The organism is Pseudoxanthobacter soli DSM 19599 (assembly GCF_900148505.1).
Classification (GTDB): Bacteria; Pseudomonadota; Alphaproteobacteria; order Rhizobiales; family Segnochrobactraceae; genus Pseudoxanthobacter; species Pseudoxanthobacter soli.
In genome coordinates, this window is record NZ_FRXO01000002.1 from 456,431 (window position 1) to 481,111 (window position 24,681).

Annotated in this window: 29 protein-coding genes; 11 read left to right on the plus strand and 18 right to left on the minus strand. The window is 64.1% G+C overall.

Annotated elements, in window-relative coordinates:
* Positions 1–12: 12 nt before the first annotated feature.
* The 18 genes from BUF17_RS06440 to BUF17_RS06525 all read right to left on the minus strand — a co-directional run bounded on the left by BUF17_RS06440 (position 13) and on the right by BUF17_RS06525 (position 17,191).
* Complete coding sequence (locus tag BUF17_RS06440; RefSeq protein ID WP_073626711.1) at positions 13–483, minus strand: chemotaxis protein CheW; 471 nt, start codon at positions 481–483, stop codon at positions 13–15.
* Positions 480–3,287 (minus strand): hybrid sensor histidine kinase/response regulator, encoded by a 2,808-nt coding sequence (locus tag BUF17_RS06445; RefSeq protein WP_073626713.1) that lies wholly within the window; start codon positions 3,285–3,287, stop codon positions 480–482. The genes BUF17_RS06440 and BUF17_RS06445 overlap by 4 nt, the downstream gene beginning before the upstream one ends.
* Positions 3,288–3,796: 509 nt before the next feature.
* Positions 3,797–4,291, minus strand: a complete 495-nt coding sequence (locus BUF17_RS06450) for a hypothetical protein (protein WP_073626715.1) — start codon at positions 4,289–4,291, stop codon at positions 3,797–3,799.
* Positions 4,291–4,713: a flagellar protein FlgN gene (locus BUF17_RS06455; RefSeq protein WP_244530786.1), complete on the minus strand. Its 423-nt coding sequence runs from the start codon at positions 4,711–4,713 to the stop codon at positions 4,291–4,293. Before BUF17_RS06455 ends, BUF17_RS06450 begins: the two co-directional genes overlap by 1 nt.
* A 9-nt stretch (positions 4,714–4,722) precedes the next feature.
* Positions 4,723–5,340 (minus strand): rod-binding protein, encoded by a 618-nt coding sequence (locus tag BUF17_RS06460; protein ID WP_073626717.1) that lies wholly within the window; start codon positions 5,338–5,340, stop codon positions 4,723–4,725.
* Positions 5,341–5,399: 59 nt separating this feature from the next.
* Positions 5,400–5,798 carry a hypothetical protein gene (locus BUF17_RS06465; protein WP_073626718.1) on the minus strand — a complete coding sequence of 133 codons (399 nt, stop codon included), beginning with the start codon at positions 5,796–5,798 and terminating at the stop codon, positions 5,400–5,402.
* 19 nt (positions 5,799–5,817) lie between these two features.
* A complete protein-coding gene (locus tag BUF17_RS06470; protein ID WP_073626720.1) occupies positions 5,818–6,573 on the minus strand; it encodes a flagellar biosynthetic protein FliR in 756 nt (251 codons plus the stop codon).
* Complete coding sequence (gene flhA / locus BUF17_RS06475) at positions 6,570–8,669, minus strand: flagellar biosynthesis protein FlhA (RefSeq protein WP_073626723.1); 2,100 nt, start codon at positions 8,667–8,669, stop codon at positions 6,570–6,572. Before flhA ends, BUF17_RS06470 begins: the two co-directional genes overlap by 4 nt.
* Before the next feature lie 176 nt (positions 8,670–8,845).
* On the minus strand, positions 8,846–9,112 hold the full coding sequence (fliQ, locus tag BUF17_RS06480) for a flagellar biosynthesis protein FliQ (protein WP_073626725.1): 267 nt from the start codon (positions 9,110–9,112) through the stop codon (positions 8,846–8,848).
* A gap of 2 nt (positions 9,113–9,114) precedes the next feature.
* Entirely contained in the window at positions 9,115–9,531 is a 417-nt protein-coding gene (gene flgD / locus BUF17_RS06485; RefSeq protein ID WP_073626727.1) for a flagellar hook assembly protein FlgD, read from the minus strand.
* Positions 9,532–9,598: 67 nt separating this feature from the next.
* Positions 9,599–10,018 carry a flagellar biosynthesis repressor FlbT gene (flbT, locus tag BUF17_RS06490; protein ID WP_073626729.1) on the minus strand — a complete coding sequence of 140 codons (420 nt, stop codon included), beginning with the start codon at positions 10,016–10,018 and terminating at the stop codon, positions 9,599–9,601.
* Positions 10,015–10,362 carry a flagellar biosynthesis regulator FlaF gene (gene flaF / locus BUF17_RS06495; RefSeq protein ID WP_073626731.1) on the minus strand — a complete coding sequence of 116 codons (348 nt, stop codon included), beginning with the start codon at positions 10,360–10,362 and terminating at the stop codon, positions 10,015–10,017. Before flaF ends, flbT begins: the two co-directional genes overlap by 4 nt.
* 19 nt (positions 10,363–10,381) lie before the next feature.
* The gene (locus BUF17_RS06500) at positions 10,382–11,407 is read right to left on the minus strand and encodes a flagellar hook-associated family protein (RefSeq protein WP_073626733.1); all 1,026 of its coding nucleotides are present in this window, start codon (positions 11,405–11,407) and stop codon (positions 10,382–10,384) included.
* A 2-nt stretch (positions 11,408–11,409) separates the two neighbouring features.
* Positions 11,410–12,819, minus strand: a complete 1,410-nt coding sequence (gene flgK, locus BUF17_RS06505) for a flagellar hook-associated protein FlgK (protein ID WP_073626735.1) — start codon at positions 12,817–12,819, stop codon at positions 11,410–11,412.
* Positions 12,820–12,877: 58 nt separating this feature from the next.
* Positions 12,878–14,089: a flagellar hook protein FlgE gene (locus tag BUF17_RS06510; protein WP_073626737.1), complete on the minus strand. Its 1,212-nt coding sequence runs from the start codon at positions 14,087–14,089 to the stop codon at positions 12,878–12,880.
* Positions 14,090–14,251: 162 nt separating this feature from the next.
* A complete protein-coding gene (fliI, locus tag BUF17_RS06515; protein ID WP_073626739.1) occupies positions 14,252–15,607 on the minus strand; it encodes a flagellar protein export ATPase FliI in 1,356 nt (451 codons plus the stop codon).
* A 65-nt stretch (positions 15,608–15,672) separates the two neighbouring features.
* Positions 15,673–16,398, minus strand: coding sequence for a flagellar basal-body rod protein FlgF (gene flgF, locus BUF17_RS06520; protein ID WP_073626742.1), 726 nt, complete (start codon positions 16,396–16,398; stop codon positions 15,673–15,675).
* Between the two features lie 4 nt (positions 16,399–16,402).
* On the minus strand, positions 16,403–17,191 hold the full coding sequence (locus BUF17_RS06525; protein ID WP_073626744.1) for a DUF1217 domain-containing protein: 789 nt from the start codon (positions 17,189–17,191) through the stop codon (positions 16,403–16,405).
* 151 nt (positions 17,192–17,342) lie between these two features.
* On the opposite strand from BUF17_RS06525, the gene motA reads away from it, so the two are divergent.
* The 11 genes from motA (at position 17,343) to flgG (ending at position 24,680) form a co-directional block, all read left to right on the plus strand.
* Positions 17,343–18,230 (plus strand): flagellar motor stator protein MotA, encoded by an 888-nt coding sequence (gene motA / locus BUF17_RS06530; protein WP_073626746.1) that lies wholly within the window; start codon positions 17,343–17,345, stop codon positions 18,228–18,230.
* Positions 18,231–18,232: 2 nt separating this feature from the next.
* On the plus strand, positions 18,233–19,162 hold the full coding sequence (locus tag BUF17_RS06535) for a flagellar motor switch protein FliM (RefSeq protein ID WP_073626749.1): 930 nt from the start codon (positions 18,233–18,235) through the stop codon (positions 19,160–19,162).
* Positions 19,143–19,445, plus strand: a complete 303-nt coding sequence (locus BUF17_RS06540) for a hypothetical protein (RefSeq protein WP_084564148.1) — start codon at positions 19,143–19,145, stop codon at positions 19,443–19,445. Before BUF17_RS06535 ends, BUF17_RS06540 begins: the two co-directional genes overlap by 20 nt.
* A 207-nt stretch (positions 19,446–19,652) precedes the next feature.
* Positions 19,653–19,898 (plus strand): flagellar motor switch protein FliN, encoded by a 246-nt coding sequence (fliN, locus tag BUF17_RS06545; RefSeq protein WP_428977631.1) that lies wholly within the window; start codon positions 19,653–19,655, stop codon positions 19,896–19,898.
* Between the two features lie 38 nt (positions 19,899–19,936).
* The gene (locus BUF17_RS06550) at positions 19,937–20,971 is read left to right on the plus strand and encodes a flagellar motor switch protein FliG (protein ID WP_073626753.1); all 1,035 of its coding nucleotides are present in this window, start codon (positions 19,937–19,939) and stop codon (positions 20,969–20,971) included.
* A 57-nt stretch (positions 20,972–21,028) separates the two neighbouring features.
* The gene (gene flhB / locus BUF17_RS06555; protein ID WP_073626755.1) at positions 21,029–22,093 is read left to right on the plus strand and encodes a flagellar biosynthesis protein FlhB; all 1,065 of its coding nucleotides are present in this window, start codon (positions 21,029–21,031) and stop codon (positions 22,091–22,093) included.
* A 1-nt stretch (position 22,094) separates the two neighbouring features.
* Positions 22,095–22,553 (plus strand): hypothetical protein, encoded by a 459-nt coding sequence (locus tag BUF17_RS06560; RefSeq protein WP_073626757.1) that lies wholly within the window; start codon positions 22,095–22,097, stop codon positions 22,551–22,553.
* Between the two features lie 94 nt (positions 22,554–22,647).
* Positions 22,648–23,082 carry a flagellar basal body rod protein FlgB gene (flgB, locus tag BUF17_RS06565; protein WP_073626759.1) on the plus strand — a complete coding sequence of 145 codons (435 nt, stop codon included), beginning with the start codon at positions 22,648–22,650 and terminating at the stop codon, positions 23,080–23,082.
* A complete protein-coding gene (gene flgC / locus BUF17_RS06570) occupies positions 23,079–23,498 on the plus strand; it encodes a flagellar basal body rod protein FlgC (protein ID WP_073626761.1) in 420 nt (139 codons plus the stop codon). The genes flgB and flgC overlap by 4 nt, the downstream gene beginning before the upstream one ends.
* Positions 23,498–23,848 (plus strand): flagellar hook-basal body complex protein FliE, encoded by a 351-nt coding sequence (gene fliE, locus BUF17_RS06575; RefSeq protein ID WP_073626763.1) that lies wholly within the window; start codon positions 23,498–23,500, stop codon positions 23,846–23,848. The genes flgC and fliE overlap by 1 nt, the downstream gene beginning before the upstream one ends.
* Before the next feature lie 37 nt (positions 23,849–23,885).
* Positions 23,886–24,680 carry a flagellar basal-body rod protein FlgG gene (gene flgG / locus BUF17_RS06580; RefSeq protein ID WP_073626765.1) on the plus strand — a complete coding sequence of 265 codons (795 nt, stop codon included), beginning with the start codon at positions 23,886–23,888 and terminating at the stop codon, positions 24,678–24,680.
* The last annotated feature ends 1 nt before the right edge of the window (position 24,681 follow it).

A 24,681-nucleotide genomic window follows, 5' to 3' on the forward strand; every position in this document is an offset into this window, starting at 1 on the left:
GCTATTGCCGGTTCAGGCGACGACCGTCAGCCGGCTGAGGGCACGTTCCACGTCGAGGATGACCATCAGCACGCCCGGCAGCCTGTAGACGCCGTTCGAGATCTGCGCCCAGCGCGGATCGAGATTGGACGGGTTCGGCAGCCGGTTGGCATTCTCCAGCGTCAGAACCTCGCCGACCTCGTCGATCAGGAGGCCATAGGTCTCCCCCTTGAACTCGACGCCGACGGCCATCCCACCAGCCTTCTCGTTCCGCGGGAGGTTCAGCAACCGGCGCATGTTCACCACAGTGACGATGCGACCGCGCAGGTTCAGCACGCCTTCCGCCTCGGGCGGTGCCAGCGGAACCGGGGTGATACTGTCCGGGACGAAGACCTCGTGAACGCTATCGATGGGCAGGCCGAAAAGCTGCTTGTCGATATGCACGCTGACGAATTGTGTGGTCTGCGACGCGGAATCGGATTTCAGGGCGAGTTCCGTGCTCATGCCGCCTCTTCCTCGATGACGTTGGCGAACTCCCGAAGCACGGCAAGCAGCCCCGAGCGGTCGGACTTGGCGATGTAGTCGGAAAAGCCGACCTCTCGTCCGCGCTCGATCGCCTCCGGCGTGCAGATCCCCGAAAGCGCGATGATCGGCAGGCTGCGCGACTGCGGACGACTGCGGACGGCGTTCGTGAACGCGAAGCCATCCATTCCGGGCATGTCGATGTCGCTGACGATGATGTCGTAGCGGCGCTCGCCATTGAGCCGCTCCAGCGCGTCGCTCGCCGTGGCGCAGGCCGTCACGTTGAAGCCGGCGCTATGAAGCAGCGGCGTGATCAGCCCGCGAAAAAAGGCGCTGTCGTCGACGAGAAGCAGGTTGCGGCCGCGCCTGCGGCCGGCACCGTCGGTCTTGCCACGCTCGAACCAATCGGCAAATGCCTCGGACAGAATGTGGGCGATGTCGATCAGATCCGTCGCCCTTCCAGCCACGATCGCCGAGCCGAGCACGCCCGGATTGTTGGAGACGAGCGTGATATCGAGCCGCTCCTCGACGATATCCACGATCTCGTCGACCACCAGACCCAGCGACCGCCCGTTGTCCGAGAACACCAGCATCGGCTGGGTGCCGGTCGCACGGCGCTCCACCTTGTCGTTGAGGTAGTAGAGCGGAATGAGGGTGCCGCGATACTGGATGACAGGGCCGTTGCTGGTGCGCTCGACCTTGTCGGCCTCGAACTCCTCCAGCCGGGTGACCAGCGACAGAGGCACGGCCTTGGGGTCCGCATCGCCGGCGCGGAAAAGCAGGAGTTCCGTGCGGTTCTCGATCTCTTCGATGATCTCCACCCGCCCCCCGGCGCTGTCGAGCGAGGCCCCCTGAATGGAGCTCGCCATCGCTTCAGCCACCCCGTTCGGGTCGATGATCATGATCACGCGACCGTCACCGAGGATGGTGCTGCCGGACAGCAGCCCGATGCCGCGCAGCACCGAGGCCAGCGGCTTGACGACGATTTCCTCCGTCTGCAGCACAGCATCGACGACAAGGCCGAATGTCTGCGCGCCGACCTGCAGGACGGCGACGAACCCGGTCTCGATCTTTTCGGAATCGCCGGCCGCCGAACCGGTCGTCAGGAGATGCGACATGCGCACGATCGGCAGCAGGCTGTCGCGCAGCCGCAGCACCGGGGCGTCCTTGACGTGCTCGATCGCATATTCCGAGCCGTTCTGAACCTGCACGAGCTCGAGCACGGCGCGCTGAGGAATGGCGAAGCGCTCGCTGTCCGCCTGAACGATCAGCGCCGGCATGATCGCAAGCGTCAGCGGGATGCGGATCAGGAAGACGGAGCCAGCGCCCGCCTTCGACCGCACGTCGATCGTGCCACCGATCATCTCCAGATTGGATCGCACCACGTCCATGCCGACGCCGCGGCCGGAAATGTTGGTGACCTTGTCGGCCGTGGAGAAGCCGGCGTGGAAGATGAAGCGCTGAATCTGCGCTTCCGACATCTTGGCGAGTTCAGCCTCGGTGGCGAGGCCCCTTTCCAGCGCCTTGCTGCGGATGCGCGGGATGTTGAGGCCGCGACCGTCGTCCCCCACCTCGATGATGATGTGGCCGCCCTCATGATAGGCGGCGAGCCTGATCTTGCCGATCTCCGACTTGCCGGCGGCACGGCGCTCGAGCGTGCTCTCCAGGCCATGATCGGCGGAGTTGCGGACCATATGGGTCAGCGGGTCGCGGATGATGTCGAGCACCTGGCGATCGAGTTCGGTGTCGGCACCGACCATCTCCAGTTCGATCTGCTTGCCAAGATCCTTGGCGAGATCGCGGATGATGCGTGGCAGCTTCTGCCAGGCATTGCCGATCGGCTGCATCCGGGTGCGCATCACCGCTTCCTGGATCTCGACCGTCACCGCGGAAAGCCGCTGCAGCGAAATCTTGTACTCGGAATCCTCGTGGCGCCGGGCGATCTCCAGGAGCTGGTTGCGCGTCAGCACCAGCTCGGAAACCATGGTCATCAGGTGCTCGAGGGTGCTGACATTGACGCGGATGGTCTGCCCCGCCACGCCGCCGCTGTGGTCGTCGTTGCGCGCGGCCGCAGGATCGGCCGCGTGGACCTGCGCCGGTTCGGGCACCGGGGCCGGTGCAGGCGCAGCCACTGGTGCAGGCGGAGGCTCGGCCGGCTTGGACGGGACGACTTCGGTACGCGCCGGTTCCTTGAACGATCGCGGCGGATCGCGCGGGGTCTCGAGGAACAGACGCTCCAGCTCCTCGAGGGACACCTCACCCGGCTGAAGCTCGCGTTCCAGCACCTGGATGGACGGCACCTTCGCCTCAGGCTCTTTCGCTGCAGGAGCCTGCACCGCGATCTCGCGCGAAGGTTCCGGCGGGGCCGGCTCCGGCGCGGCGACGGCTTCCGGCGCAGGCGCTTCCGCCGCGCCCGCCGCCATGCGCTCCAGTTCCTCGATCAGATCGGCATCGGACCCTTCGGGCTCCACGCCCTCGCTCGCCTCGATCTCGGCCAGAATCGCCTTGATTCGGTCGATCGTGCGCAGCACGAGGCTGACGGCATCGGTGGTGACGGATGCGCCCTGACGGAACTCGTCCATCAGCGTCTCGGCCGCGTGGGCGAGCGTCGCCAGCCTCGGCAGGCCGATGAAGCCGCACGTGCCCTTGATGGTGTGCACCAGCCGGAAGATGTTGTTCAGAATGGCGAGATTGTTCGGATCCCGCTCGAACTTGACGAGTTCCGCGTCAGCGACATCGAGATTTTCGCTCGTCTCGGTCAGAAACTCTCTGAGCAGTTCGTCCATAGCCTCACTCTCGATTGCGTCGAGCGATTGTTCATCATACCGGCACCCGCCGGCCCCGCCCCGGGCCGACAGACATCCCAACACCGCATCCAGTCAGCCCCGTGCGGCGCCAGCTGCGCCGCCGCGAACCTCATGCCGATTCAAACCCGCACCGCTTCAGCCAGAGGCTGTCGGAGCTCACTGCCAGCCTGCCCTGCCGGGCAGACATGGCGACGCACGAATGAAGACAGCGCGGCGCCCCGCAATGGGCTCAGACGATCCGGACTCGCATCGACGCGGACCGAAGGCCTGCGCAGCATGACGGACGGGCGCAACTCGCACTTCAACCCGGCGCCACGGAGCGAGCGATCGTCCAGTGTCCGCACATCGGCGCCAGACGTCCTCGCGTTCCGGGATATGCAGCCGAGGCCGCAAGGTCGGCCGCACTGACGACCCCGTCGCGCCTTTCCGCCACTTTCTCCACGCCCCCTCTAAGCGCGATGCAGCCGCATCAACACTTATGGCTGCGATCAGCCCCCGCCGCTCGCCGCCTCGCTGGAGCTTCCGACTACGTGCTCCCTCATTTCGTCTTTGCTGAGATAGTTCATCCCCTCAAGGAGAATATCGTGCACAATGTCAATATTCAATCTTTTATTGACATTTGTTTTGATTTTCTCAACCATTTCGGGTATATTATATTTGTCTATCTTTCCGAAATCGATCTTCCCGTTCGTATATATTTCCGTGAATGCCTCGTCCGTCACGAATTCATCGGGTTGGATCGGAACCTCACGCAGGGTGCGCGCGTCCGCAGTGAACACGAGCTTGGCAAGCACGTAGCCGGCCACCTGTCCGTTCACGATCATCGGCACCGTGAGCAGCGGAAGCTTGCGGTATTCGAGTCCCTCAAGGTACGGCGCGGGCTGATTGGCGTTGTCGTTGTTGGCCGCCCAGTACGCCGCACCGAAGCTCGAGATCAGCGCCACCGCGAGAATCCATAGAGCGGTCGCGCTGATCTTGAACATCAGCGCCCTCCCCCCTGCTGGGCGATCGTGGCCGAATAGGTGCCGTCGGACTCCGCGGCCTGGGTGGCGGCGGCGATCACCTCGGCCACCTCGCGCGCCGCGGCGAGATGAATCGCCAGGAGCTCCTGATTGAGTTCGAGCTTGGCCTGAAGGAGAGGCAGGCGGGCGGCCACGTCGGGATGCAGCGGACCGCTGCTCTCGACGACGCGCGCGATCCGCGTCAGCTCGAGGAGACTGCGGCTCTTGCGCAGCCCGAAGTCGTTGTAGTCGACGGAGACGCGTTGCTGCAGCGCTGCCGTTTCCACATCCAGCACGTCCTCGAGACGATCGAAGGCCGCCAGCAACGGCGCAATCGCGGCAGGGCCGGTCTGGACCTCAGCGGCACCTTGGACGACGACGAGGGCCTGATCGCTGTTCGCCATACTCATTCCTCAGATAAGATCCTCGCTGTCCGGCGCCTTGACCGCGCCGGACGAAGCGTCGTCGGGGTAACCGCCGGATGGCAGCTGCGACAGCACCGAAGACAGCGACACCGGGCCCAGCGTCGCCTCGGCCCGGCTGGCCTCGCCATCGTCTACCGGATGGCTCTTCAAAAGCTGCTTGGCGATGCCGATGCCGCCGGCGGCGGCGATCTGGTTGCCGATCTGCTCAGCGAGCATCGTCTTCCAGACGTCGCCGGCCGTACCGCTGCCGAACACCGCCTCGGCATCCTTGGGGAGCATCTCCTGGACGAAGCTCGACAGGGCCATCGCTTCGAAGGCCTGATACTTCTTGAGCGCCGCACGCTCCGTTCCGTCCTGGCCCTCGGGTGAGCAGGCTTTGGGCACCGGCACCGTCCGTCCGCTCACGCCGAGGGAATCGAGACTGCCGTAGCCCCCGGCCCGACGGGGGCCGGCATCGGCGCCGAACGTGTCGAAGACATCCTGGAACGCATCCGAGCCACCGGTCTGGCCGGCCCGGAACAGGCGGTCGGCCGCGCTTTGGTAACGGAGCGGGTCCGCGGCGTGCACGACGTCGAGCACGATATCCGATGGAATGCTCACCGACATGGATCGACCTACATCGCGAAAACTAACGGCATCATGGCCGTCACTGTGCGACATGGGGCTTACGGGAAGCTTGCGCCGCCGGTTCCCCCGATTTGCTCGATGAGGTCGCGCAGGCTCTGCTTCTCCTCGGCGTGGCGAGCGTCTTCCTCGACCCGCGCGGCCATCCGCTCCGCGCGCTTGAGGCGCACGGCCTCCTCCACGACGCGGCGGTCCTGGGCCTCGCGATCGCGGACGACCCGCGTCTCCTCGCCGGCGAGCGACTTCAGCTTGCGCGCCATAGGCTCGATGACCACGCCGTAGAGCTTGTCGTGATCGTTGAAGACCTGGACGATCTCCTCCTGGGCAGCCTTGAGTTCGTTTTCCCGGCGGACGAGTTCCGCCTGGCGCCATTCCGCCAACCGGTGCATCTCCTGCTGCACCTTCACGATGCGGCGAACCCGCTTCGTCGCCTTGCTCACGGCCTGGCCCTCCCCCGTTTCATCCGCCGAAGGCCCATCGCGAGAAGCCGTCGATGAAGTTGAGCAGGAATTCGTCAATGGTCAGATAGAGCAGCATGAGGCCGCCCGCGATCACGAACGGCGTCGTGATGAAGTAGACCGGGATCTGCGGCACGAGCTTGTTCGCCAGGCCGACCGCAAAATTCACGATGATGGAATAGACGATGAACGGACTGCCGATTCTGAGCACAAGCAGAAACGTATCCGTCATCTGGTCGGTGATGCTTGCGAGCGCCACCGCTGGAGAGAGGCCGATGCCGAGCGGAATCGCGCGGTAGGAATCGGCGATGCCCTTGAGCAGCTCCCAGTGCATGTCGGTGACGAACAGCATCGTCAGTGCGGCAAGCGAGATCAGGGTCGCGAGGGCAGGCAGCATCTCGGTGTCGTCGGGCATGGTTCCCGGCAGGCCGCCGAGGCCGATCGCCGTGACCATGGCGACCAGGATCGTCTGCAGCATCATGAAGAACATCCGGCCCATCAGGCCGATGAACACCCCGACCAGGGTCTCGACGGCGATCAGCCGGAGGAGTTCGCCGACATCGACCGTTTCGAGCGTGGCGATCCGGTCGACCGGCACGACGCCGAGAAGCGCGAGCACCACCGCGAAAGCCACGAACAGCCGAACCCGCACGGGGATGAGCCCGTAGGAGAACCCCGGCATGATCATCAGGCAGCCGCCGACGCGGCAGAATACCACGAAGGCCGAAAGGACCCCCGTGGACGTGATCTCGTTCACGAGATCGTTCCGAGCGATTTGATCTCGACGCCGCGCGCGATCTCGACGTGGGACAGCACCGGCAGCGAGGCGAACATGCGCTCGATGATCATGCGCACGTAAGGGCGCGCATCCGGAGCGGTGACGAGCACGAACATGCGTCCGTCGCGCATGCGGTCACGGATGACCTGAGAGGCCTCCGTGCCGAACTGTTCGACGAGGCGCGGGTCGATATCGAATTCGATGACGTCGCCCTTGGCATCCCGCTTCAGGCTCTGGTGGAACGCGAGATCCCACCGGTTGCCGAGACGCAGGACGCTCAGCACGCCGTTCTCCGAAAGATCGCCGCAGATCTGCTGCGCCATGCGCATCCGCACATGCTCCGCCACCTGCTCGGAGCGCCGGGCATGCGGCACGATCTCGGCGATCGCTTCCAGGATCAGGTGGAGGTTGCGGATGGACACCCGCTCCGCCAACAAGAGCTTCAGCACCGCCTGCAGGCCCGAGAACGAAATCTGCGACGGCACGATGTCGTCGATGAGCTTCTTGTATTCCGGATCCAGCCGGTCCAGCAGGCTGCGCATGTCCTTGTAGGACAAAAGCTGCGCGAGGTTGTTGCGGATGACCTCGCTCAGGTGCGTCAGCACCACCGAAAGATTGTCGACCGGCGTGAACCCTGCCCGGCGGATTTCACCGCCATAGGCTTCCGAGATCCACATCGCCCGCATGCCGAACGCCGGTTCGCGAACCTCGTCGCCGGGCAGATCCGGCTTCTTGTCGTCGCCGACGATCACCAGGAACTCGTTCAGCCGCAGGGCCTGTTCGGCCACGACGGTGCCGTGAATCTTGATCTGGTAGCTCTTGGACGGAACCGACAGGTTCTCGCCGATCTTGATGTCCGGGACAACGAAGCCGTATTGCTGCGCGAACTTCTTGCGCATCTTGGCCACGCGGTGAGCCAGATCGGAATGCGACTTGCTGAGGTGACCGGAGATCTGCTTGCCGAAGCTGATCTCGACCTCGTCGACCTTGAGGGAATCCTTGACGGCGTCCCGCGTCCGCTGATCTTCGATTGCCTTCGCCTGCTGTTCCCGCTGCTTGGTATCCTCGACCATCTTCTTCTGGGCGATCTGCCGCGGGATGGTATAGGCGACGAACGCCATCGCGAGCCCAAGCAATGCGAACGGAACCGTCGGCATCCCCGGGACCAGCGACATCATGAACATGAGGCAGGAGGCGACGAACAGGGCGCGGGGATAGCCGCCGAGCTGCCCGAACACGGCCTGCTCCGCCGAGCCGCGCGTGCCGCCCTTGGAAACGAGCAGGCCGGCAGCCAGCGACACGATCAGGGCCGGAATCTGCGAGACGAGACCGTCGCCGACCGACAGACGCGTGAACACGTCCGCGGCGTCGGCGAGCGGCATGCCGTGGCGCGTCGTGCCGATGATGATACCGCCGAAGATGTTCACCGCGATGGTGATCAGGCTCGCCACCGCCTCGCCGCGCACGAACTTCGAGGCACCGTCCATCGAGCCGAAGAAGGCGCTTTCCTCCTCCAGTTCGCGACGGCGGGCTTGGGCCGTCTTGTCGTCGATGAGCCCGGACGCGAGATCGGCGTCGATCGCCATCTGCTTGCCCGGGATGGCATCGAGGGTGAAGCGCGCACCGACTTCGGCGATGCGGGTGGCACCCTTCGTGATCACCAGAAAATTGACGGTGACCAGGATCAGGAACACCACGATGCCGATGACGAAATCGCCGCTCATGACGAACATCGAGAAGCCCTCGATGACGTGGCCGGCCGCCGAGATGCCCTGATCGCCGTGGGACAGGATCAGGCGCGTGGTCGCGATGCCGAGTGCGAGGCGCAGCATGGTCGCGATGAGAAGCACGGTGGGGAAGGACGAGAACTCCAGCGGCTTCTGGATCCAGAGCGCCACCATCAGGATCAGGATAGAAAGCGCGATCGAGAAGGCGAGCCCGACATCGATGATGAATGTCGGAATCGGAAGGAAGAGAATCAGCAGAATGGCGGTGATGCCGCCGGCGAACGCGATGTCGCGCAGCGACTTGCGCTCGGCTGCCGGGGCGGACACGCTCGGCGTGATGTCGGCCATGCTTGCTCGTCCTGCCTTCCCGTCTCTTCACCGTGCGCCGGCTCGGTCCAACCGGCTTTCACACTCCGGCCGCCGCAGCGCGCCGGGTTCGGCGCAGTACCCAGGGTTATGCATAAAGCTTCGAATCTGAAGCGACCTTTCGTCGATCGGATGAGTCCATCCGACCGGAAAGCGCTCTAGAACCCTGTGCTGATGCGGCCGTAGACCTCCTCGGTGAACGCGAAGATCTGCGCCCCGATGAACGACGCCGTGACCGCGGCGACGGCGAAGATGACGAGGATCTTCGGAATGAAGGTCAGCGTCATTTCCTGAATCTGGGTCAGAGCCTGGATCAGCGCAATCGCAATTCCCACCAGCATCGCCGCACCGACCGCCGGCGCCGCCGCCACGATGATCGTCCAGATCGCGGACTGGACGAGATCGATAGCATCCGCCTCGTTCATCGTCAGGCGACCGTGACGCCGGAGGTAATCAGGAGCTTGTCGCCCGTGCTGAGGGTGGCGAGCGGCCCATCGTCGGTGATCTTGATCGACTTGACCTCGCCGGACACCTTGCCGTCGTCCGACGACACCGTCCGCCCGACCAGCCCCTCGGCCTGCGAGATCGCGGAGGACGTCAGCAGCGAATCGAGCTTGGTGTTCGTCTTCATCGTCTGCTCGACCTGCGAGAAGGTCGCGAGCTGCGCGATGTATTCCGACGAGTCCATCGGGTTGGTGGGATCCTGATTCTTCATCTGCGCGATGAGGAGCTTCAGGAAGGCGTCGTAGTCGAGCGTCGAGGCGGAGGTACCCGCCGCCGACGACGACGATGACGTCGCCGTGCTTGTGGTCGCCGTCGTGCTGTTGACCGTAAGACCGCTCATCGCACCTTGTCCTTGCCCTGCGGCATTCGTCCGCCGCCGCGTTCGTGAATGTTGCTCGCCGACACCATCAGGCGACCTTGGACGCCCGATCCAGGTCGCCTTCGAGAATCGCTTCCTCGAGCGGATAGAGACTGCGGATGACCCGCAGCGCCTCGAACGTCCGTCCATTGGCCACCAGCTTGCAGATTTCCTGCAGCTCGTTCCGGATGGTCTCGTTCTTGAAGGCGGCCAGAAGCGGCTCGATCATCTCATCGAACAGCGCCCGCGCCTTGTCTGCATTGCGCGGATCGATCAGCATTGCCTGGACGGTGAAATAGAGCTGCCGCAGCGGTGTCGTCGTCTGCTCGACCTGCAGGACATGACTCTCCATCAGGAAGGTCGCGTCGTTCAGCAGTTCGAACGTTGCCTTGCGTTCCGCCCTGAGCACCGCACCATTGATGAAGATGCGCTCCCCGGCCCGCAAAGAGATGCGCATCGTCTTCTTCATTGCAGGCCGTCCCGAATGGTTCGGTGCACGGTGATCAGCGCATCGAGGCTCACGGCCCGCTCGTGGATCAGGTGATCGGCCTGCCGGATGACCCAAAGGCCGATCGACATCAGATCGGCCCTGACGCTCTCGGCAAGCCCGTTGTCGCCGCTCGACAGGTCCGAGATCAGGAAAGACCACATCTTCTGCACGAACTGCGCGGCCTCAAGGGTCTCCGAGGACTTCAGTCCACGCGGCTCCGCCTTCTCCAGCAGATAGATCGCATGCTCGAAGGCCATGCGCTCGCGGGAGCGGCCCTCGTCGCTCGAGTCCTCTACGATCTCGGCGTATGAGAACCTGTACATAGGAACCTCCGAGAATATTTTAAATATAGTTCAAGATACTGAGATTTTTTATATTCGCGGTAAGCGAATAAGACATCTCGATCTGCGTCGTAATCGTATCGACCCGCGTCTTGGCCTCGGCAACATCGATACCTTCGATGTTGTTCAGCTGCGTCTTGACGAGGGTCTTCTGGTTATCCAGAACGTCGGTCGAGGTGTCGATCCGGTTCTGGACGGCACCAAGCCGCGCTTCGAGATGGGAGAAGTCCGAAATCGCCGAGCCGAGCAGCTTGCCGGTCTTGTCGAGCACGACCTGCTGGGCCTCAGCGCTGAGATTGGGATAGTCGAGTTCCGTGATCATGGTGTAGGCCATGATCACGTTGCGAAACACCGGCTCGTTCGCGCTGGCCGAGGTGGTCGCCGTCTCGCTCAGGCCGATCTGGGTCTTGGTGTTGGAACTCGACGCATCCGACCACGACCCCCAGTTCGCGTCCGAAAACAGCGCGGCGAAATCCCCATCGAGGAACGTCTTCATATCGTCGCCGGAGATGTCGCCGGCAGACCCACCGCCGATCAGCGTGGAGAAGGACGTGCCGATCGCCTCCTTGAGGCCACCCGGCGCATCGAAATCGTTCAGCGGCGGAGAGTCGGAATTGATACCGCTGAACAGGTACAAGCCGCCGCTGCTGGTGTTGACGCCGCTGTAGAAGTCGCTCAGGGCGGATGAAGCCTGCGCGACGAGGAGGTTAGGGTCGATGACCGTCTGGGTGCCGTTCAGGATTTCCAGGAAAGACGACGTGCCGCTCACCGCGTTGTTGAGCACCGCCTGTGTCGTTTCCAGCGTGGACCCGACGACCTTGTTGTTGTCGATCAGGGACTGAAGCGTACCCAGTTTGCTGTAGAGCGAAACACTGGTCGACGTCTTGTAGCCAAGCTCAAGTCCGACGTCGGCGTAACGGCCCGTCGTTATTTCCTTGTTTCCCTTGGTCAACTCGCTCTGGAGCTTGAGAATGCTCGAGCGAGTCGAGTTGATCATGTTGGCCGTCGAGATGAAACTGGTCCGCATGATCACACCGTGCTGAGAAGGTCGTCGAACATCTTCTGCACCACGCTCATCAGCTTGGCGGATGCCGTATAGCTTTGCTCAAGCGACAGCTGCAGCGCGTACTCGTCGTCCAGGTTGACGCCCGTCACATTGGACAGCGCCTCGGACGCGTTGCTGAGGAGCGTGTTCTGGTACTGTGAGGACGAGGTGGTATCGGAACGCAGGTTCTGCAGCCAGCCGACCGACGATGAAGCGAAGCCGGCAAGCGTCCCCGTGGTGCCGATGCCGGCGGCAGCCGAATAATCGGTTCGGGTCGCCGAAAGGGCACCTGTGAGAGCGAACAGGCGATCGGAGAAGCTCGCCGCGTCGTCCGGATTGTAGTCGGTGTTGATACCGTCGCGCAGCAGGACGGGATTCCCGCCCTGATCCGGGTCCACCGCCGCATTGACGACGATCGCCCCTGCCAGCCCGACACCTGTGACGGAGCCCGTCTTGGTGAACAGGCCGTCCGCGCCGCCGTCCTGGAAGGTGTCGATCAGTCCGCGGGCAACCTCGTCGAGCTGCGCCTGGTAGGTCGGAGCCACCTCGTCGCGCAGCGTCGCCAGCCCGACCAGCTTTCCCGACTGCAGCGGCATCGAGGCGCCGGCACCGGTGACCTGCACGCCGTCGATATAGACGGCATTGCCGACGGTCGCCGGCGAATAGGCCGTGGTCTGATTGAACTCGACCTTGCGCGCGGTCGTCTCGAACAGCGTCACGCCGCTGTCGGTATAGATCGCCATGTCGTTGTTGCCGCGCGTCACCGTGGTGACGCCCAGCTCCTCCGAAATCTTGGCGAGCACGGCATCGCGCTGGTCGAGCTGTGTGGAGATATCAGCGCCCGCCACCGTACCGCGGATGACGGCGTTGTTCAGATCCTGGAACTGGCCGAGCAGATCGTTGATGTTCTCGACCGAGGACGCCATGTCGGCATCGGCCTGCTGACGCACGGAGGTAACGGTCGAGGTCGCATCGTTAAGCGTTGCGGCGAGATCCTTGGCGGCAGTGACGGCGCTTGCGGCACGGTCCTGGTCGCTCGGCAGGTTGGCGTACTGGGTCAGGGTGTTCGCCAACGCCTGGATTTTGGACGCGGGAGAGCCCTCGTTTTCGGTGTCGCCGACCGTATCGGCGAGGCGGTCGAGACCATTCAGCAGCGCATCCTTTTCAGCCGCGCTGGACGTCGCACCGAGCATCTTGTTGTAGAGGGCCGTGTCCTGCGCGCGGCGCACCGTCGTGTAGCGCACCGAGCCATCGGCCGTCGTGGTCGTGGCCGCAATCTTGCGGGAGTAGGTCGCGTCCGTCGCACCGGAAATGTTCTTCGCGGACGTCGAAATCTGCGCGGAGACCGACGCCATCGAGGACTTGGCGGTATTCAGGGCAAGCGAGAGACTCATGATCCACTTCCGGCGCCAGGGTCACGTTTCGACTTCATCACCTCGATAGATGAGGGGATCAGCGCTTCAGGTTCATGAGCACGTCGAGAAGTTCGGTGCCCGTCTGGAACGACTTCGAGTTGGCCGTGTAGTCGCGCTGGGCGATGATCATCTCGGTCAGCTCGTTGGCGATATCGACGTTGGAGGACTCCAGCGCGCCCGAAACGATGGAGCCGTAGGCCCCCGTCTCGGCCGTCCCGATCTGGATGCCGCCGGAATCGTTGGTCGTGGTGAAGACGTTGCCGGCCATCGGCTGCAGATTGTCCGGGCTCGCCACGGTGGCGAGCGGAATGCGGAAAGCGGCCTTGCGGCTGCCATCCTCATAAACCGCATAGACCACGCCGTCCGGGTCGATCACCGTGTCCTCGACACTCTGCGGGGGCGAGCCGTCGAACGGCGCGGACGGCTGATAGTCGCCCGCAAGCGCGGTCAAGCCCGAGATGTCGACGCTGACATTGTTGCCGTTGAGAATCTCGACACTGGTCGTCGCCGGATTGGGGGTCGTGAGCTGGCCCGACGAGTTGAACTCGAGGTTCTGGGTGGTGGTCGTGCCGTTCGCGGTCAGCGTCATCGTCCACTGCGCGCCCGTCGGCGGCGTCGCGGTCGCGTCGGCGGCAGCCGTCTTTGTGAACTCCACTTTGGTCAGAACCTCGTTGCCGAGATTGTCGTACATCACGACCGAACTCGTCTTCGTCGCGCCGACCGCATCGCCGTCCGGCAGGTTCGCGGAGAACGCGCCAGAGGACGTCGGCTCCGCCATCATGTTCATCGACGACATGTTGACGGGGACGAGCCCCTGGGTTCCGTTGATCACGCCGGCGGAGCCGTCGGTCAGGTTGTAGCCAAGCAGGGTGAAGCCCGCGGCGTTGACGAGATTTCCCGTCGCGCCGTCCTTCACGAACGAGCCGGCCCGCGTCAGCACCGGCGCGCCGGTGCCGTTCTGGTCGGCAACGATGAAGAAGCCGTCGCCGCCGATGGCCAGGTCGGTCGAAGACGTGGTGTAGGTCCGCGTGCCCTCGTCGCTGATGGCGTAGCGCACCTTGGTCTCGACGGAGCCCGAATTGTAGCTGCCGGTTCCCTGGTTCTCGAGCAGGAGCGACGAGAACTCCGTGGATGCCCGCTTGTAACCGGTTGTGCTGGAGTTGGCGATGTTGTCGGAGACCGTCCCGAGCTTGTTCGACTGCGCGTTCATGCCGGAAACGCTTGTGCGCAGCACACCATAAAGGCTCATCGCTCAACTCCCCCGTTGGCCGCTCATCGCGCTGCCCCGGGCACAGATGCCGTGCAGGACCAAGCGCCGGTTTCCACCATCGGCCGCGTAACGACGGCCGCCGGATGGAGCGTGACGGTAGTCCCGCGCACGGCTCCGCCCCATGGAAGCAGCTAACGCCGACTAGCTTGTGCGAGGCTGTTGCGCGGCCGGGGCCCCGCCCCGCAGCACCTGGGCGAGGTCGGCGAACGCATCCTTGCAGGCCGCCCCTTCCGGATGCTGCCGCAACGCGTCGTAGATTTTCGGGACCAGCGCCACCGCCTGGTCCAGTTCCGTGTCGCTGCCGGCGTGATAGCCGCCCATCAGCCGCAGATCGCGGGTGTCCTCGAACCGCGAGATCATGGCGCGCAGGCGCCGGACCAGCTCCCGCTCGTCCTTGCTCCAGACGAGGTCGGCGAGGCGGGAAATCGACCCGAGCATGTTGACTGCGGGAAACCGGCCCTGGTCCGCGATCGAACGGTCGAGCACGATATGGCCGTCAAGCGTGCCGCGGATGGCGTCGGCCACCGGATCGTTGTGGTCGTCTCCGTCCACCAGCACGGAAAACACGCCGGTGATGCTGCCCGCGCCCTCGCTGCCGGGCCCTGCGCGCTCCAGCAGCTTCGGGAGCGCGCTGAACACGCTTGGCGTGTAGCCGCGCGCGACGGCAGGCTCGCCGGCGGCCAGAGCGACGTCACGCGCCGCATGGGCATAACGCGTCACGGAATCGACGATCAGCAGCACGGAATCGCCGAGATCGCGGAAATACTCCGCCACCGCCAGCGCCGATTGCGGTGCGAGCCGGCGCATCATCGGGCTCTCGTCACCCGTGGAAACCACAACAACCGAGCGGGACAGGTTAGGCGCCAAGGCGCCTTCCAGGAACTCGCGGACCTCGCGGCCGCGTTCGCCGACGAGCGAGACCACGACGCTGTCAAACCCCTGGGCGCGGGCGAGCATCGACAGAAGCGTGGACTTGCCTACGCCCGAACCGGCGAAGATGCCGATGCGCTGGCCCTCGCACAGCGGCGTGAACAGATCCACCACGCGCACACCGGTGCGCAGCGGCTTGCGGATGCGCGCCCGCGTCATCGCCGGCGGCGGCTCCGTATCGACCGGCATCGCCCGCTCGCCGCGCATCAGCACGCCGCGGCCGTCGATCGGCTCGCCGAGGGCGTTGATGACGCGACCCTTCCAGCTCGGATGCGGCGAGAGCGCCATCGCCCCCATGCGGAAGGCGACGGCACCGATCCCGACCGAAATCCTGGCATCGAACGGCTTGATGACGGCGCCGTCGTCGTTGATGCGCACGACCTCGCCGAGGGCGACGCGACCGCCGTCGGTATAGCCGACGCGATCGCCGAGCTTGACGAAGGGCGAGATGCCGTTCAGCCGGTAGTGCGTCGGCGCAACCTCGTTGACGACGCCGCCGACGCGCACGACCGGAATATCGACCAGAGCTGCGCTGATTGCCGCCTCGAGGCGCGCCATCGCATGCATGTTCGCCTCCTCCTCGTCAGCACGGGGATCGCGGACCGTGGATCGGCGGATGCCGGCTCAGAACCTCAGGTCGGGCTGCCGAGGGAGCGGATCGCCTCGTCCTGGGTGGACTCGCCCTGGCCCATGGCGGAGGAAGCCATCTCGAACGCCCGCGTTACGGCGATCAGTCGGGTCATCTCCATGATGGGATTGACGTTCGCGCCCTCGAGGTAGCCCTGTCGCACGCCGGCCCCAATCGGATCCTGCGGCGGCACGCCGGGCTCATCGGACATCACGCCGGAATTTTCGTAGCGCGAGAGCTTGGCGTTGTCGGGCAGTTGAAACACCCCGATGCCGCCGACCTGACGGTCGCCCTGCATGATCGAGCCGTCGTCACCGATCACGATCTGTCCGGCCTGCGGATCCACCCGGACCGGCGCGCCACCCGGATCGAGGACAGGATAGCCTGCCACCGATTGCAGTTCGCCGATCTCGTTCATCTTCAGCCGGCCGTCGCGGGTATAGACGGTGCCGTCGGGCGTCTGGAGAGCGAACCAGTGGTTGCCCTCCGTCGCCACGTCAAGCGGGTTGCCGGTGTAAGTGATCGGTCCGGGCCGGCGGGAGATATAAGTCTCGCCGCTGGTCGGGAAGGCCACGCTCTGAGCGCGGGTCTTCGACAGAAGCGTCTCGAACTTCACCTCCTCGGCGCGGTAGCCGGGCGTGGTCATGTTGGCGAGATTGTTGGCGATCGTTTCCAGCCGGCGGTTCATCGAGACCTGGCCGGCGAGCGCGACATAGAGGCTGGACGGCATCGGCTCAGTATCCCCCGCGCTTCAGATTGTGCAGCGTTGCCGCCAGCTCCGTGCTGACGGTTGATTGCGCCGAGCCTGAGCCGCTCGAAAACAGCGTCAGGACCGGATCGGTATCGGTGTTGTTGTTCACGTCCCACATGACCGTGAAGCGCCCGATCAGCTTCTGCAGCTTTTCGGGATCCTGCAGGTCCTTCACGTCGAGCCGCTTGTTCACGGCGGCCGCCTGCTTGTCGATGTCGGCGCCCGCCATCGCGTCGGGGAAGCCGAGCACCGTCTTCACGACCTGCCAGAGCGCGGGATCGGCCAGCAGGCCGTAAGCCGACTTAACGGTTGGCGCGGTCCGCTCGAAATAGAGCGCGAGGCGCACGCCCTCGTCTTCGTTGCCGGCCTCCTCCTCCACCTCCTGGCGGGCGTAGAGTTCGGTGACCTTCTTCATCGCCTCGGTGTCGGAGGTGACCTTGTCGCCCTTGGCGGCGAAGTCGAACGTCTTGGCAAAGTTGACGAAACGATCGTCGGCGAGGCGATTGGCGAAGCTGTTCTTATCGGCGATGCCTTCGTCGAGGACCTTGCGCATGTACGCCTTGGCATAGGCCATATCCTCGAGGCCGAAGGCGTTCATCGCATAATTGAAAAGCCGCGTGTCCTTGATGAAGTCATCGACCGACTTCACGTTGCCGATGTTGGCAAGGAAATAGTCGGTATCGCGCGCAACGAGCGGCTCCGCTTTCTTCAGCGTGAGCGTGCGGTCGAGATTCCGGGCGATCAGGTTGTAGTTCGCGAACGTCGAAACCATCCGGCACGCTCCTTCTCCTGGAAGGAGGATCACCCACCAAGCTTGCGCCAGACTGACGGGGCGGATGTGGCGCATGACGGCGGATTTCAGCCTCGCGCAAGCCAGTGCGCCTAGCCTTTATGTCTCTCGGTTTCCGCAAAGGATTCGCACGTTGGGCGTATTGATCGGACTCGTCATTGGCGTCGGCTCGCTGCTCGGCGGCTTCGTCGCGATGGGCGGCCATATCGCGGTCATCTGGCAGCCGTGGGAATTCGTCATCATCCTGGGCATCGCGCTCGGCACCTTCATCATCGCCAATCCGATGAAAGTGATCGCGGATACCGGTCGTGCGATGCTCCAGGCGATGACGGGTGCGGTTCCGAAGCGCAAAGACTTCCTCGACCTGCTGCGGTTGCTCTACACCCTGATGCGCGACCTGCGCACCCGGCCGCGCAACGAGGTCGAGGCCCACATCGACGACCCCAACAATTCCGAGCTGTTCAGGCAGTTTCCGAGCATCCTGAAGGACAAGGAACTCACGCAATATATCTGCGACTATGTCCGGCTCATCATCATCGGCAACGCCCGGTCCCACGAGATCGAGGGCCTGATGGAGCAGGAGATCAACACGATCCGGCGCGGGCGCACCAAGCCGGCGTCCGCGCTGGGGACGGTCGCCGAGGCGCTGCCCGCCGTCGGCATCTGCGCCGCGGTGCTCGGCATCGTCAAGGCAATGGGTGCGCTCGACCAGTCGCCGGAAGTGCTCGGCCATTATATCGGTGCGGCCCTGATCGGCACCTTCGTGGGCATTTTCCTGTCCTACGCGGTCATCGGGCCGCTCGCACAGAAGATCAAGACCACCCGCGAGCTGCAGTGCTCGCCCTACATCATCGTCAAGCAGACGCTGATCGCGTTCATGAACGGGGCGCTGCCGCAGATCGCGCTTGAGCACGGCCGCAAGACCATCACTGCCAACGAACGCCCGACCATCGATGAGGTGGAAAGCGAGGCGATTTCCGCGCCGCCGACCAGTGCGGCGCCGGCACAGAAGGTCGCCTGAGCATGGCGGGCGCCCAGACCCACAACGATATCCGCGACATGCTGCTCGACGCGGCCGGGCTTTCGCTCGACCGGCTGCCGATGCTGCATGTGGTGTTCGACCGCCTGGCGGCGTTCTGCGCCGACAGCCTGCGGCATCTCGCGGCCTCGCAGGCTTATTATTCGCTGAGCCACGTCGAAAGCGGACGCATCGGCGACATCCTTGAGGTCTACGAGGCAAACGCCATCGCGGGCGTTTTCCACGTCCCCACCTGGGACACCCACGTCATCGTCGGCTTCGACCGCGACTTCGTGTTCACAATCATCGAGGTTCTGTTCGGCTCCGACGGCTCTGAACCCCCGCTCGACGAGGAGCGCAGCTTCTCCAACATCGAGCTGCGCGTCGCACAGGCGTTGTTCGAGGAGATCGCCAAGGCGCTGCAGATGTCGTTCGCACTGGTCAGCGACGTGCAGTTCAAGTTCGAGCGCGTCGAGACCCGCATGGACTTCGCGGTCATCGGCCGCCGCAACAACCTTGCGGTCGCGGCGAAATTCCTGCTCCAGGCTATCGGCCGCGGCGGCGAGATGTTCGTGATCATCCCGCAATCGGCCCTCACGCCGATGCGCCAGCAGCTCGCGCGCGTCGTCTCCGGCGAATCCTCCGGGCGCGACCCGACATGGGCGCGGCAGATCCGCAGCGAAGTGCAGCGCGCCGAGGTCAGCCTGCGGGCGATCCTGGAGGAGCGTCAGATCGAGCTCGGCGAGGTCGCCGACTTCCACATCGGTCAGATCATCCAGCTCCAGGCGACGCCGCTCAGCCCTGTCAAACTCGAATGCAACGACCAGGCCCTGTTCTGGTGCAGCCTCGGCCAGTCGGAAGGGAACTACAAGCTCAAGATCGAGGACGTCGTCAGCTACGAGCAGGAATATATCGATGATATCCTCCCTCGTTGACGTCATCCTTCTGATTGCGCTCGTCATCACGTCGATCTCGGTCCTGACGACCTACGCCAAACTGAAAAAGCTCGAACGGCATCATCGGGAATACGAAATCGTTCTGGCACAGACCGCGCAGTCGCTGGATGCGGCGCGGACCGCGATCGAGCGGCTGCAGGCAGACGGCGAGGGATTGGTCGCGTCACTGGCCGGCCAGATCGAGCGAGCGCAGGCCCTCGTCGACGAACTCGACAGCCGGCGCACCGCTCTCGGAACGGGCGAGCCGGTTCCGCGGCCATAATGCCGGCGCGGCGCCACCGCGCCGGGGGATCGCGCCGGCCGCGCCGGGCCGGTCATCGGGATATTGCAGGCCGGGCATAGCGGCCACACGCACACTAGGACGCAGGACAACACGACCATGGCGACGCCCAACGACCGCCCCCGGAGCAAGTCATTCGAGCCGAACCCCGACGAGCCGCTCGGCGGGCCGCGCAATGTCGAATCGATCATGCGCATCCCCGTGCTGCTGCAGGTGGTGCTTGGTTCCGCCACCATGCCCGTGGCCAACCTGATGAAGCTCGGGCGCGGCGCGATCGTCCCGCTCGACCACCGTGTCGGCGAGCCCGTCGACATCGTCGTGAATGGCCGGGTGATCGCCCGCGGCGAAGTCGTCGTGGTCGAGGACGACAATTCGCGCTTCGGCGTGTCGCTGACCGAGATCATCGGGCCGCCCGGCTCGGAAATTTCGAGTTGAGCGGCCCCGTATCATCACGTTGACCGGATAAGCGTTGCATGTCGGCCTCCGCTTCGACCAAGACGACCGTCAGCCGCCCTCTGGAAGGGGCGGACCGCGTTGCCGCGTTGCTCATGACCATGGGCAGACCGGCTGCGGTGCAGGTCATGAAGCATTTCAGCCAGGACGAGTTGAAGGTCATCACGCGGGCGATCGCCGATCTGCAGCCGGTGTCAACCGCCCAGATCGAGCAGCTGATCGAGGACCTCGCCGCACAGTTCGTCGCCGGCGCGAATCTCATCGGCACCGTCAGCGAAGTGGAGCGGCTGCTGAGCGGCATGCTGCCGCCGGAGCAGATCCAGGACATCCTCGCCGACGTGCTCGGCAACGCCAATCATTCGATCTGGGATCGCATCTCGACGGTCTCGGAAGGCGCTCTGGCGAGCTACATCCTCAAGGAACACCCGCAGACCGCGGCGCTGATCCTGTCGAAGGTCAAGCCGTCGTGCGCCGCCAAGGTGATGGGCCACCTGCCGACGGACCTGCGCAATGACGTGATGCGCCGGATGCTGACGCTGAAGCCCCTGGTCGAGGCGACGATGAAGATCATCGAGCGCACCATCCATGAGGACTTCCTCGTCAACTTCTCGCGCAACATGGGCGCAGACACCCATGCCCGCATGGCCGACATCATCAACAAGATGGAGCGCGACCATATGGAAAACGTGCTCCAGAACCTGTCGGACACGCGGCCGAAATCCGCAGAAATCCTCAAGGGCCTGCTGTTCACCTTCGACGACATCGTCAATCTCACGCCCAAGGCCCGCACGGCGCTGTTCGACCAGATCCCGAACGACCGCGTGGTCATGGCGCTGAAGGGAACGGATGCCGGTTTCCGCGACATCATCCTTCAGTCGCTCGCCTCGCGCGTGCGCCGCATGGTGGAGCAGGAACTGGCGACGGGCCAGCCGGCGACCCAGCGCGACGTCACCGAAGCACGCCGCATGATCACGGACCTCGCGCTGGAAATGGCCGGCCGCGGCGAGATCGAACTGAACTCGGATCAGGACGACGGCGGGGCGCTGTACCGGTAAGCCGGCGGCCCGACGCCGTGCCCCCGATGCGCTGTACGGATCGCAAGGAGAGATCCCGTGGCTGGCGATGAAGACAAGGAGAGCAAGACCGAAGAGGCGACCGACCGACAAATTTCCCAGGCGCTCGAGAAGGGAAACGTCCCCTTCTCGCGTGAAGCGCCGCTGTTTGCCTCGCTGGCGGCCATGCTTGTCTGCCTCGTATTCCTGATTCCGCAGAGCATCGGCGCGCTTGCCCACGAGTTAAGCCGCTTTATCGACGATCCTGGAGGATTTTCTCTTGAAAGCGGCAGCGATGCGACCGCCCTGCTCTGGGAAACGGCAATGGCCGCGAGCCATTTCCTGTTGCCGTCCATTATCACGCTGTCCGTCGCGGGCCTTGCCGCTGCGCTGCTTCAGAACAGCCCGGCCTTCGTCCTTGAGCGCATCAGCCCGAAGTGGAACCGCATCTCGCTGGCGAGCGGATGGGGGCGCATCTTCGGCGGCGCCGGCCTCATCGAGTTTCTCAAGTCCCTCTTCAAGTTCACCGCCGTCGCGGTGCTCATCATCATTCTCTGCGACACCGACCAATATGCGGTCATCAATGCCATGTTCAGCGATCCGGTCCTGATCCCGGCTCTGCTGCTTTCCTTGGCGACGCGCCTCGTCTCGGCCGTCTGCGTCGGCATTATCGTGCTGGTCGCGCTCGATCTCGTCTGGTCGCGCGTGAAATGGCGCCGCGATCTGAGGATGACGAAGCAGGACATCAAGGAGGAGATGAAGCAGACCGAGGGCGATCCCCTGGTCAAGGCCAGGCTGCGCTCGCTCGCCAAGGACCGGGCGCGCCAGCGCATGATGACCGCCGTGCCGAAAGCTTCCTTCGTGGTCGCTAACCCGACCCACTTCGCGGTGGCGCTGCGCTACCAGCGCGAGGAAGGCGGCGCCCCGGTCGTGGTTGCGAAGGGCGCCGATCTCCTCGCGTTGCGCATCCGCGAAATCGCGACGAAGCACGCCATTCCGATCATAGAGGACAAGCCCCTCGCCCGTGCATTGTACGATTCCACGGAAGTGGACCAGTGGATTCCGCCCGAGTTCTACCGGGCTGTCGCAAAGATTCTCTATTTCCTCTATTCGCGCGAAAAATAGAATGTTGAAAGATAATAATTTCCTTCTGACGCGAACGAGCGATGATGAATTCATCGCCTATGAAAAAATTCTTGGCTATAAACTTCGCAGCACGCTTGCCGAACTCTATACGGTCAATGCAGGTGTTTTTATTTCGTACATCGTCATGGAACAGGACGAGAACATAGAGGATATCATCTCGTCTTCGACGGAGTTGACGCTTCGTCCGGGAACGCTCCGGTATGGGCGCAGCGCGGCAGTTGATTTCGAATGGGGCTCCGTTCCGGCCGTGACCATCGACCTCGAACTGATTTCCCATCCGTGCTCGGTGTTCTTCAAGGTGGTGTTCCAGGGCAAATTCGTCGGCATCGACATCAGCGCGATGCTGTTCTCGACGCCGCCCGGCGACAGGGACGAAAACCTGCGCCGTCTGACCAGCGCGCTGGAGGCGGCGGTTCTTCCGAAAGCGCCCCCCCATTAAGCCTCTGGAGCAGCGGTTCCCGGCACGGCGGGGCCATTTTCCGGACCGCCGACAGGCACCAGCTTCGAGCAAGTTTGACGCGCTAACGTCGCTCATGGGCAGTTGGATCCGTGTTCCGGATCGTCTCGATGGAGCTGACCGCGTGCAACCCGTCTATCTCATGGATCTTGCCGCACGGCATGCCCAGTGGGCATCGGCACGCCAGACGACCGTCGCGAGTAACATCGCGAACGTCAACACGCCGGGCTATGAGGCCATCGACATCGTGCCGTTCAGCGACGTGCTCGACAAGACGGCGCTCGTCATGGCGCAGACCCAGTCGGGGCACATGAGCTTCGACGGAAGCCAGAGCGGCGATACGAAGGTTAACCGGGACGGGACGTGGGACGTGTCGCACTCCGGCAACTCGGTCAGCCTCGACAAGGAAATGCTCAAGGCCGCCGAGATCAGCGGGGCCTTCGCGTTCGACAACAATGTCATCCGGTCATTCCACCGGATGCTGCTCTCGACAGCAAAGACCGGCGCATGATTGATCCGTTGAAGGCTACGATCGGAATTGCGGCCTCCGGGCTCGATGCCCAGGCGATGCGCCTGCGCATCATCTCGGAGAACGTCGCCAATGCCCGCTCGACCGGGAGCACCTCCGGCTCCGACCCGTTCCGCCGCAAGACGGTGCAGTTCGAGAGCATGTTCGACGAGAAGCTCGGCGCATCCTCGGTGAAGGTGAAGAGCTTCGGCGTCGACGATTCCCCGTTCCTCGTCGAGTACGACCCGGGCAACCCCGCGGCCGACGGCAGCGGTAACGTCAAGATGCCGAACATCAACCCGATCGTCGAGATGGCCGACATGCGCGAGGCCAACCGGTCCTACGAGGCCGGCCTGCAGGTCGTGAAGCAGGCCCGCTCGATGATCTCCCAGACGATCGATCTGCTGAGGAACGGATAATGGTGAACCCGATCTCGCTCATTGGCTCGCTGACCGACAGCTCGACCCTGACGAAGCTCGCCGGCACGGCATCGTCTGCCGCTTCGGTCGCCTCGTCGGCCGCCTCCGTGGCGTCGTCCGCCGCGTCCGTCGGATCGGACTTTTCCAATGTCCTCGCCTCGGTCTCCCGCGGGTTCGTCGATTCGATGAAGAGCGGTGAAGGCGCTGCCATCTCGGGCGTGACCGGCAACGTCCCCGTCGCCAAGGCGGTCCAGGCGATCATGGTCGCTGAGGAATCGCTGCAGACCGCGATCGCGGTGCGCGACAAGGTTGTCGCCGCCTACCAGGAAGTCACGCGCATGTCGATCTGATCGCGACGCGACGATGTGAGGATCTGAAGACATGGTTATGAGAGCTCTCGGCATCGCCGCGACCGGAATGAGTGCCCAGCAGACCAACGTCGAGGTGATCGCAAACAACATCGCGAACATCAACACCACCGGCTTCAAGCGCGCCCGCGCGGAATTCTCCGACCTGCTCTATCAATCCGAGCGTGCGGCCGGCGTGCCGAACCGGGTCGGCGAGAACCCGATTCCGGAGGGTGCGCGGGTCGGCCTCGGCGTGCGGACCCTCGGGGTGCGCAACCTGCACATCCAGGGCTCGCTCGACCAGACGAGCAACCCACTCGATCTCGCGATCAACGGCCGTGGCTGGTTCCAGGTGATGGGGCCGAACGGCGAGACCGTCTATACTCGCGCCGGTGCGTTCGAGAAGAACGACGTCGGCGAGATCGTGACCTCGGACGGCTATACGCTCGATCCGCCGCTGCCGGCCTTCCCGCAGGATACCACGGCCATCACGATCAACGAGTCCGGTGAGGTCTATGCCGCCACGGCGGCCCAGCCCGACACGCCGACGCTGATCGGCCAGGTCACGCTGGCGAACTTCGCCAACGAAGCCGGACTGGAGCCTCTCGGCAACAATCTCTACCGCGAGACGGCCGCTTCCGGCCAGGCGGTTGCCGGGTTCGCGGGCGAGGACGGCTTCGGCAAGCTTTATCAGGGCTATCTCGAAAGCTCGAACGTCGATCCGGTGAAGGAAATCACCGAGCTCATTTCCGCCCAGCGTGCCTACGAAATGAATTCGAAGGTCATCCAGGCTGCGGACGAGATGGCCGGCACCGTATCGAAGGGCATCCGCTGAG

Bases quoted from the DNA above. Each gene is read 5' to 3' on its own strand.
- BUF17_RS06440 (WP_073626711.1), bottom strand. From the start codon at position 483: ATGAGCACGGAACTCGCCCTGAAATCCGATTCCGCGTCGCAGACCACA.
- BUF17_RS06445 (WP_073626713.1), bottom strand. From the start codon at position 3,287: ATGGACGAACTGCTCAGAGAGTTTCTGACCGAGACGAGCGAAAATCTC.
- BUF17_RS06450 (WP_073626715.1), bottom strand. From the start codon at position 4,291: ATGTTCAAGATCAGCGCGACCGCTCTATGGATTCTCGCGGTGGCGCTG.
- BUF17_RS06455 (WP_244530786.1), bottom strand. From the start codon at position 4,713: ATGGCGAACAGCGATCAGGCCCTCGTCGTCGTCCAAGGTGCCGCTGAG.
- BUF17_RS06460 (WP_073626717.1), bottom strand. From the start codon at position 5,340: ATGTCGGTGAGCATTCCATCGGATATCGTGCTCGACGTCGTGCACGCC.
- flhA (WP_073626723.1), bottom strand. From the start codon at position 8,669: ATGGCCGACATCACGCCGAGCGTGTCCGCCCCGGCAGCCGAGCGCAAG.
- fliQ (WP_073626725.1), bottom strand. From the start codon at position 9,112: ATGAACGAGGCGGATGCTATCGATCTCGTCCAGTCCGCGATCTGGACG.
- flgD (WP_073626727.1), bottom strand. From the start codon at position 9,531: ATGAGCGGTCTTACGGTCAACAGCACGACGGCGACCACAAGCACGGCG.
- flbT (WP_073626729.1), bottom strand. From the start codon at position 10,018: ATGAAGAAGACGATGCGCATCTCTTTGCGGGCCGGGGAGCGCATCTTC.
- flaF (WP_073626731.1), bottom strand. From the start codon at position 10,362: ATGTACAGGTTCTCATACGCCGAGATCGTAGAGGACTCGAGCGACGAG.
- BUF17_RS06500 (WP_073626733.1), bottom strand. From the start codon at position 11,407: ATGCGGACCAGTTTCATCTCGACGGCCAACATGATCAACTCGACTCGC.
- flgK (WP_073626735.1), bottom strand. From the start codon at position 12,819: ATGAGTCTCTCGCTTGCCCTGAATACCGCCAAGTCCTCGATGGCGTCG.
- BUF17_RS06510 (WP_073626737.1), bottom strand. From the start codon at position 14,089: ATGAGCCTTTATGGTGTGCTGCGCACAAGCGTTTCCGGCATGAACGCG.
- fliI (WP_073626739.1), bottom strand. From the start codon at position 15,607: ATGCATGCGATGGCGCGCCTCGAGGCGGCAATCAGCGCAGCTCTGGTC.
- flgF (WP_073626742.1), bottom strand. From the start codon at position 16,398: ATGCCGTCCAGCCTCTATGTCGCGCTCGCCGGCCAGGTCTCGATGAAC.
- BUF17_RS06525 (WP_073626744.1), bottom strand. From the start codon at position 17,191: ATGGTTTCGACGTTCGCGAACTACAACCTGATCGCCCGGAATCTCGAC.
- BUF17_RS06535 (WP_073626749.1), top strand. From the start codon at position 18,233: ATGGCGGGCGCCCAGACCCACAACGATATCCGCGACATGCTGCTCGAC.
- BUF17_RS06540 (WP_084564148.1), top strand. From the start codon at position 19,143: ATGATATCCTCCCTCGTTGACGTCATCCTTCTGATTGCGCTCGTCATC.
- fliN (WP_428977631.1), top strand. From the start codon at position 19,653: ATGCGCATCCCCGTGCTGCTGCAGGTGGTGCTTGGTTCCGCCACCATG.
- BUF17_RS06550 (WP_073626753.1), top strand. From the start codon at position 19,937: ATGTCGGCCTCCGCTTCGACCAAGACGACCGTCAGCCGCCCTCTGGAA.
- BUF17_RS06560 (WP_073626757.1), top strand. From the start codon at position 22,095: ATGTTGAAAGATAATAATTTCCTTCTGACGCGAACGAGCGATGATGAA.
- flgB (WP_073626759.1), top strand. From the start codon at position 22,648: ATGGGCAGTTGGATCCGTGTTCCGGATCGTCTCGATGGAGCTGACCGC.
- flgC (WP_073626761.1), top strand. From the start codon at position 23,079: ATGATTGATCCGTTGAAGGCTACGATCGGAATTGCGGCCTCCGGGCTC.
- fliE (WP_073626763.1), top strand. From the start codon at position 23,498: ATGGTGAACCCGATCTCGCTCATTGGCTCGCTGACCGACAGCTCGACC.
- flgG (WP_073626765.1), top strand. From the start codon at position 23,886: ATGAGAGCTCTCGGCATCGCCGCGACCGGAATGAGTGCCCAGCAGACC.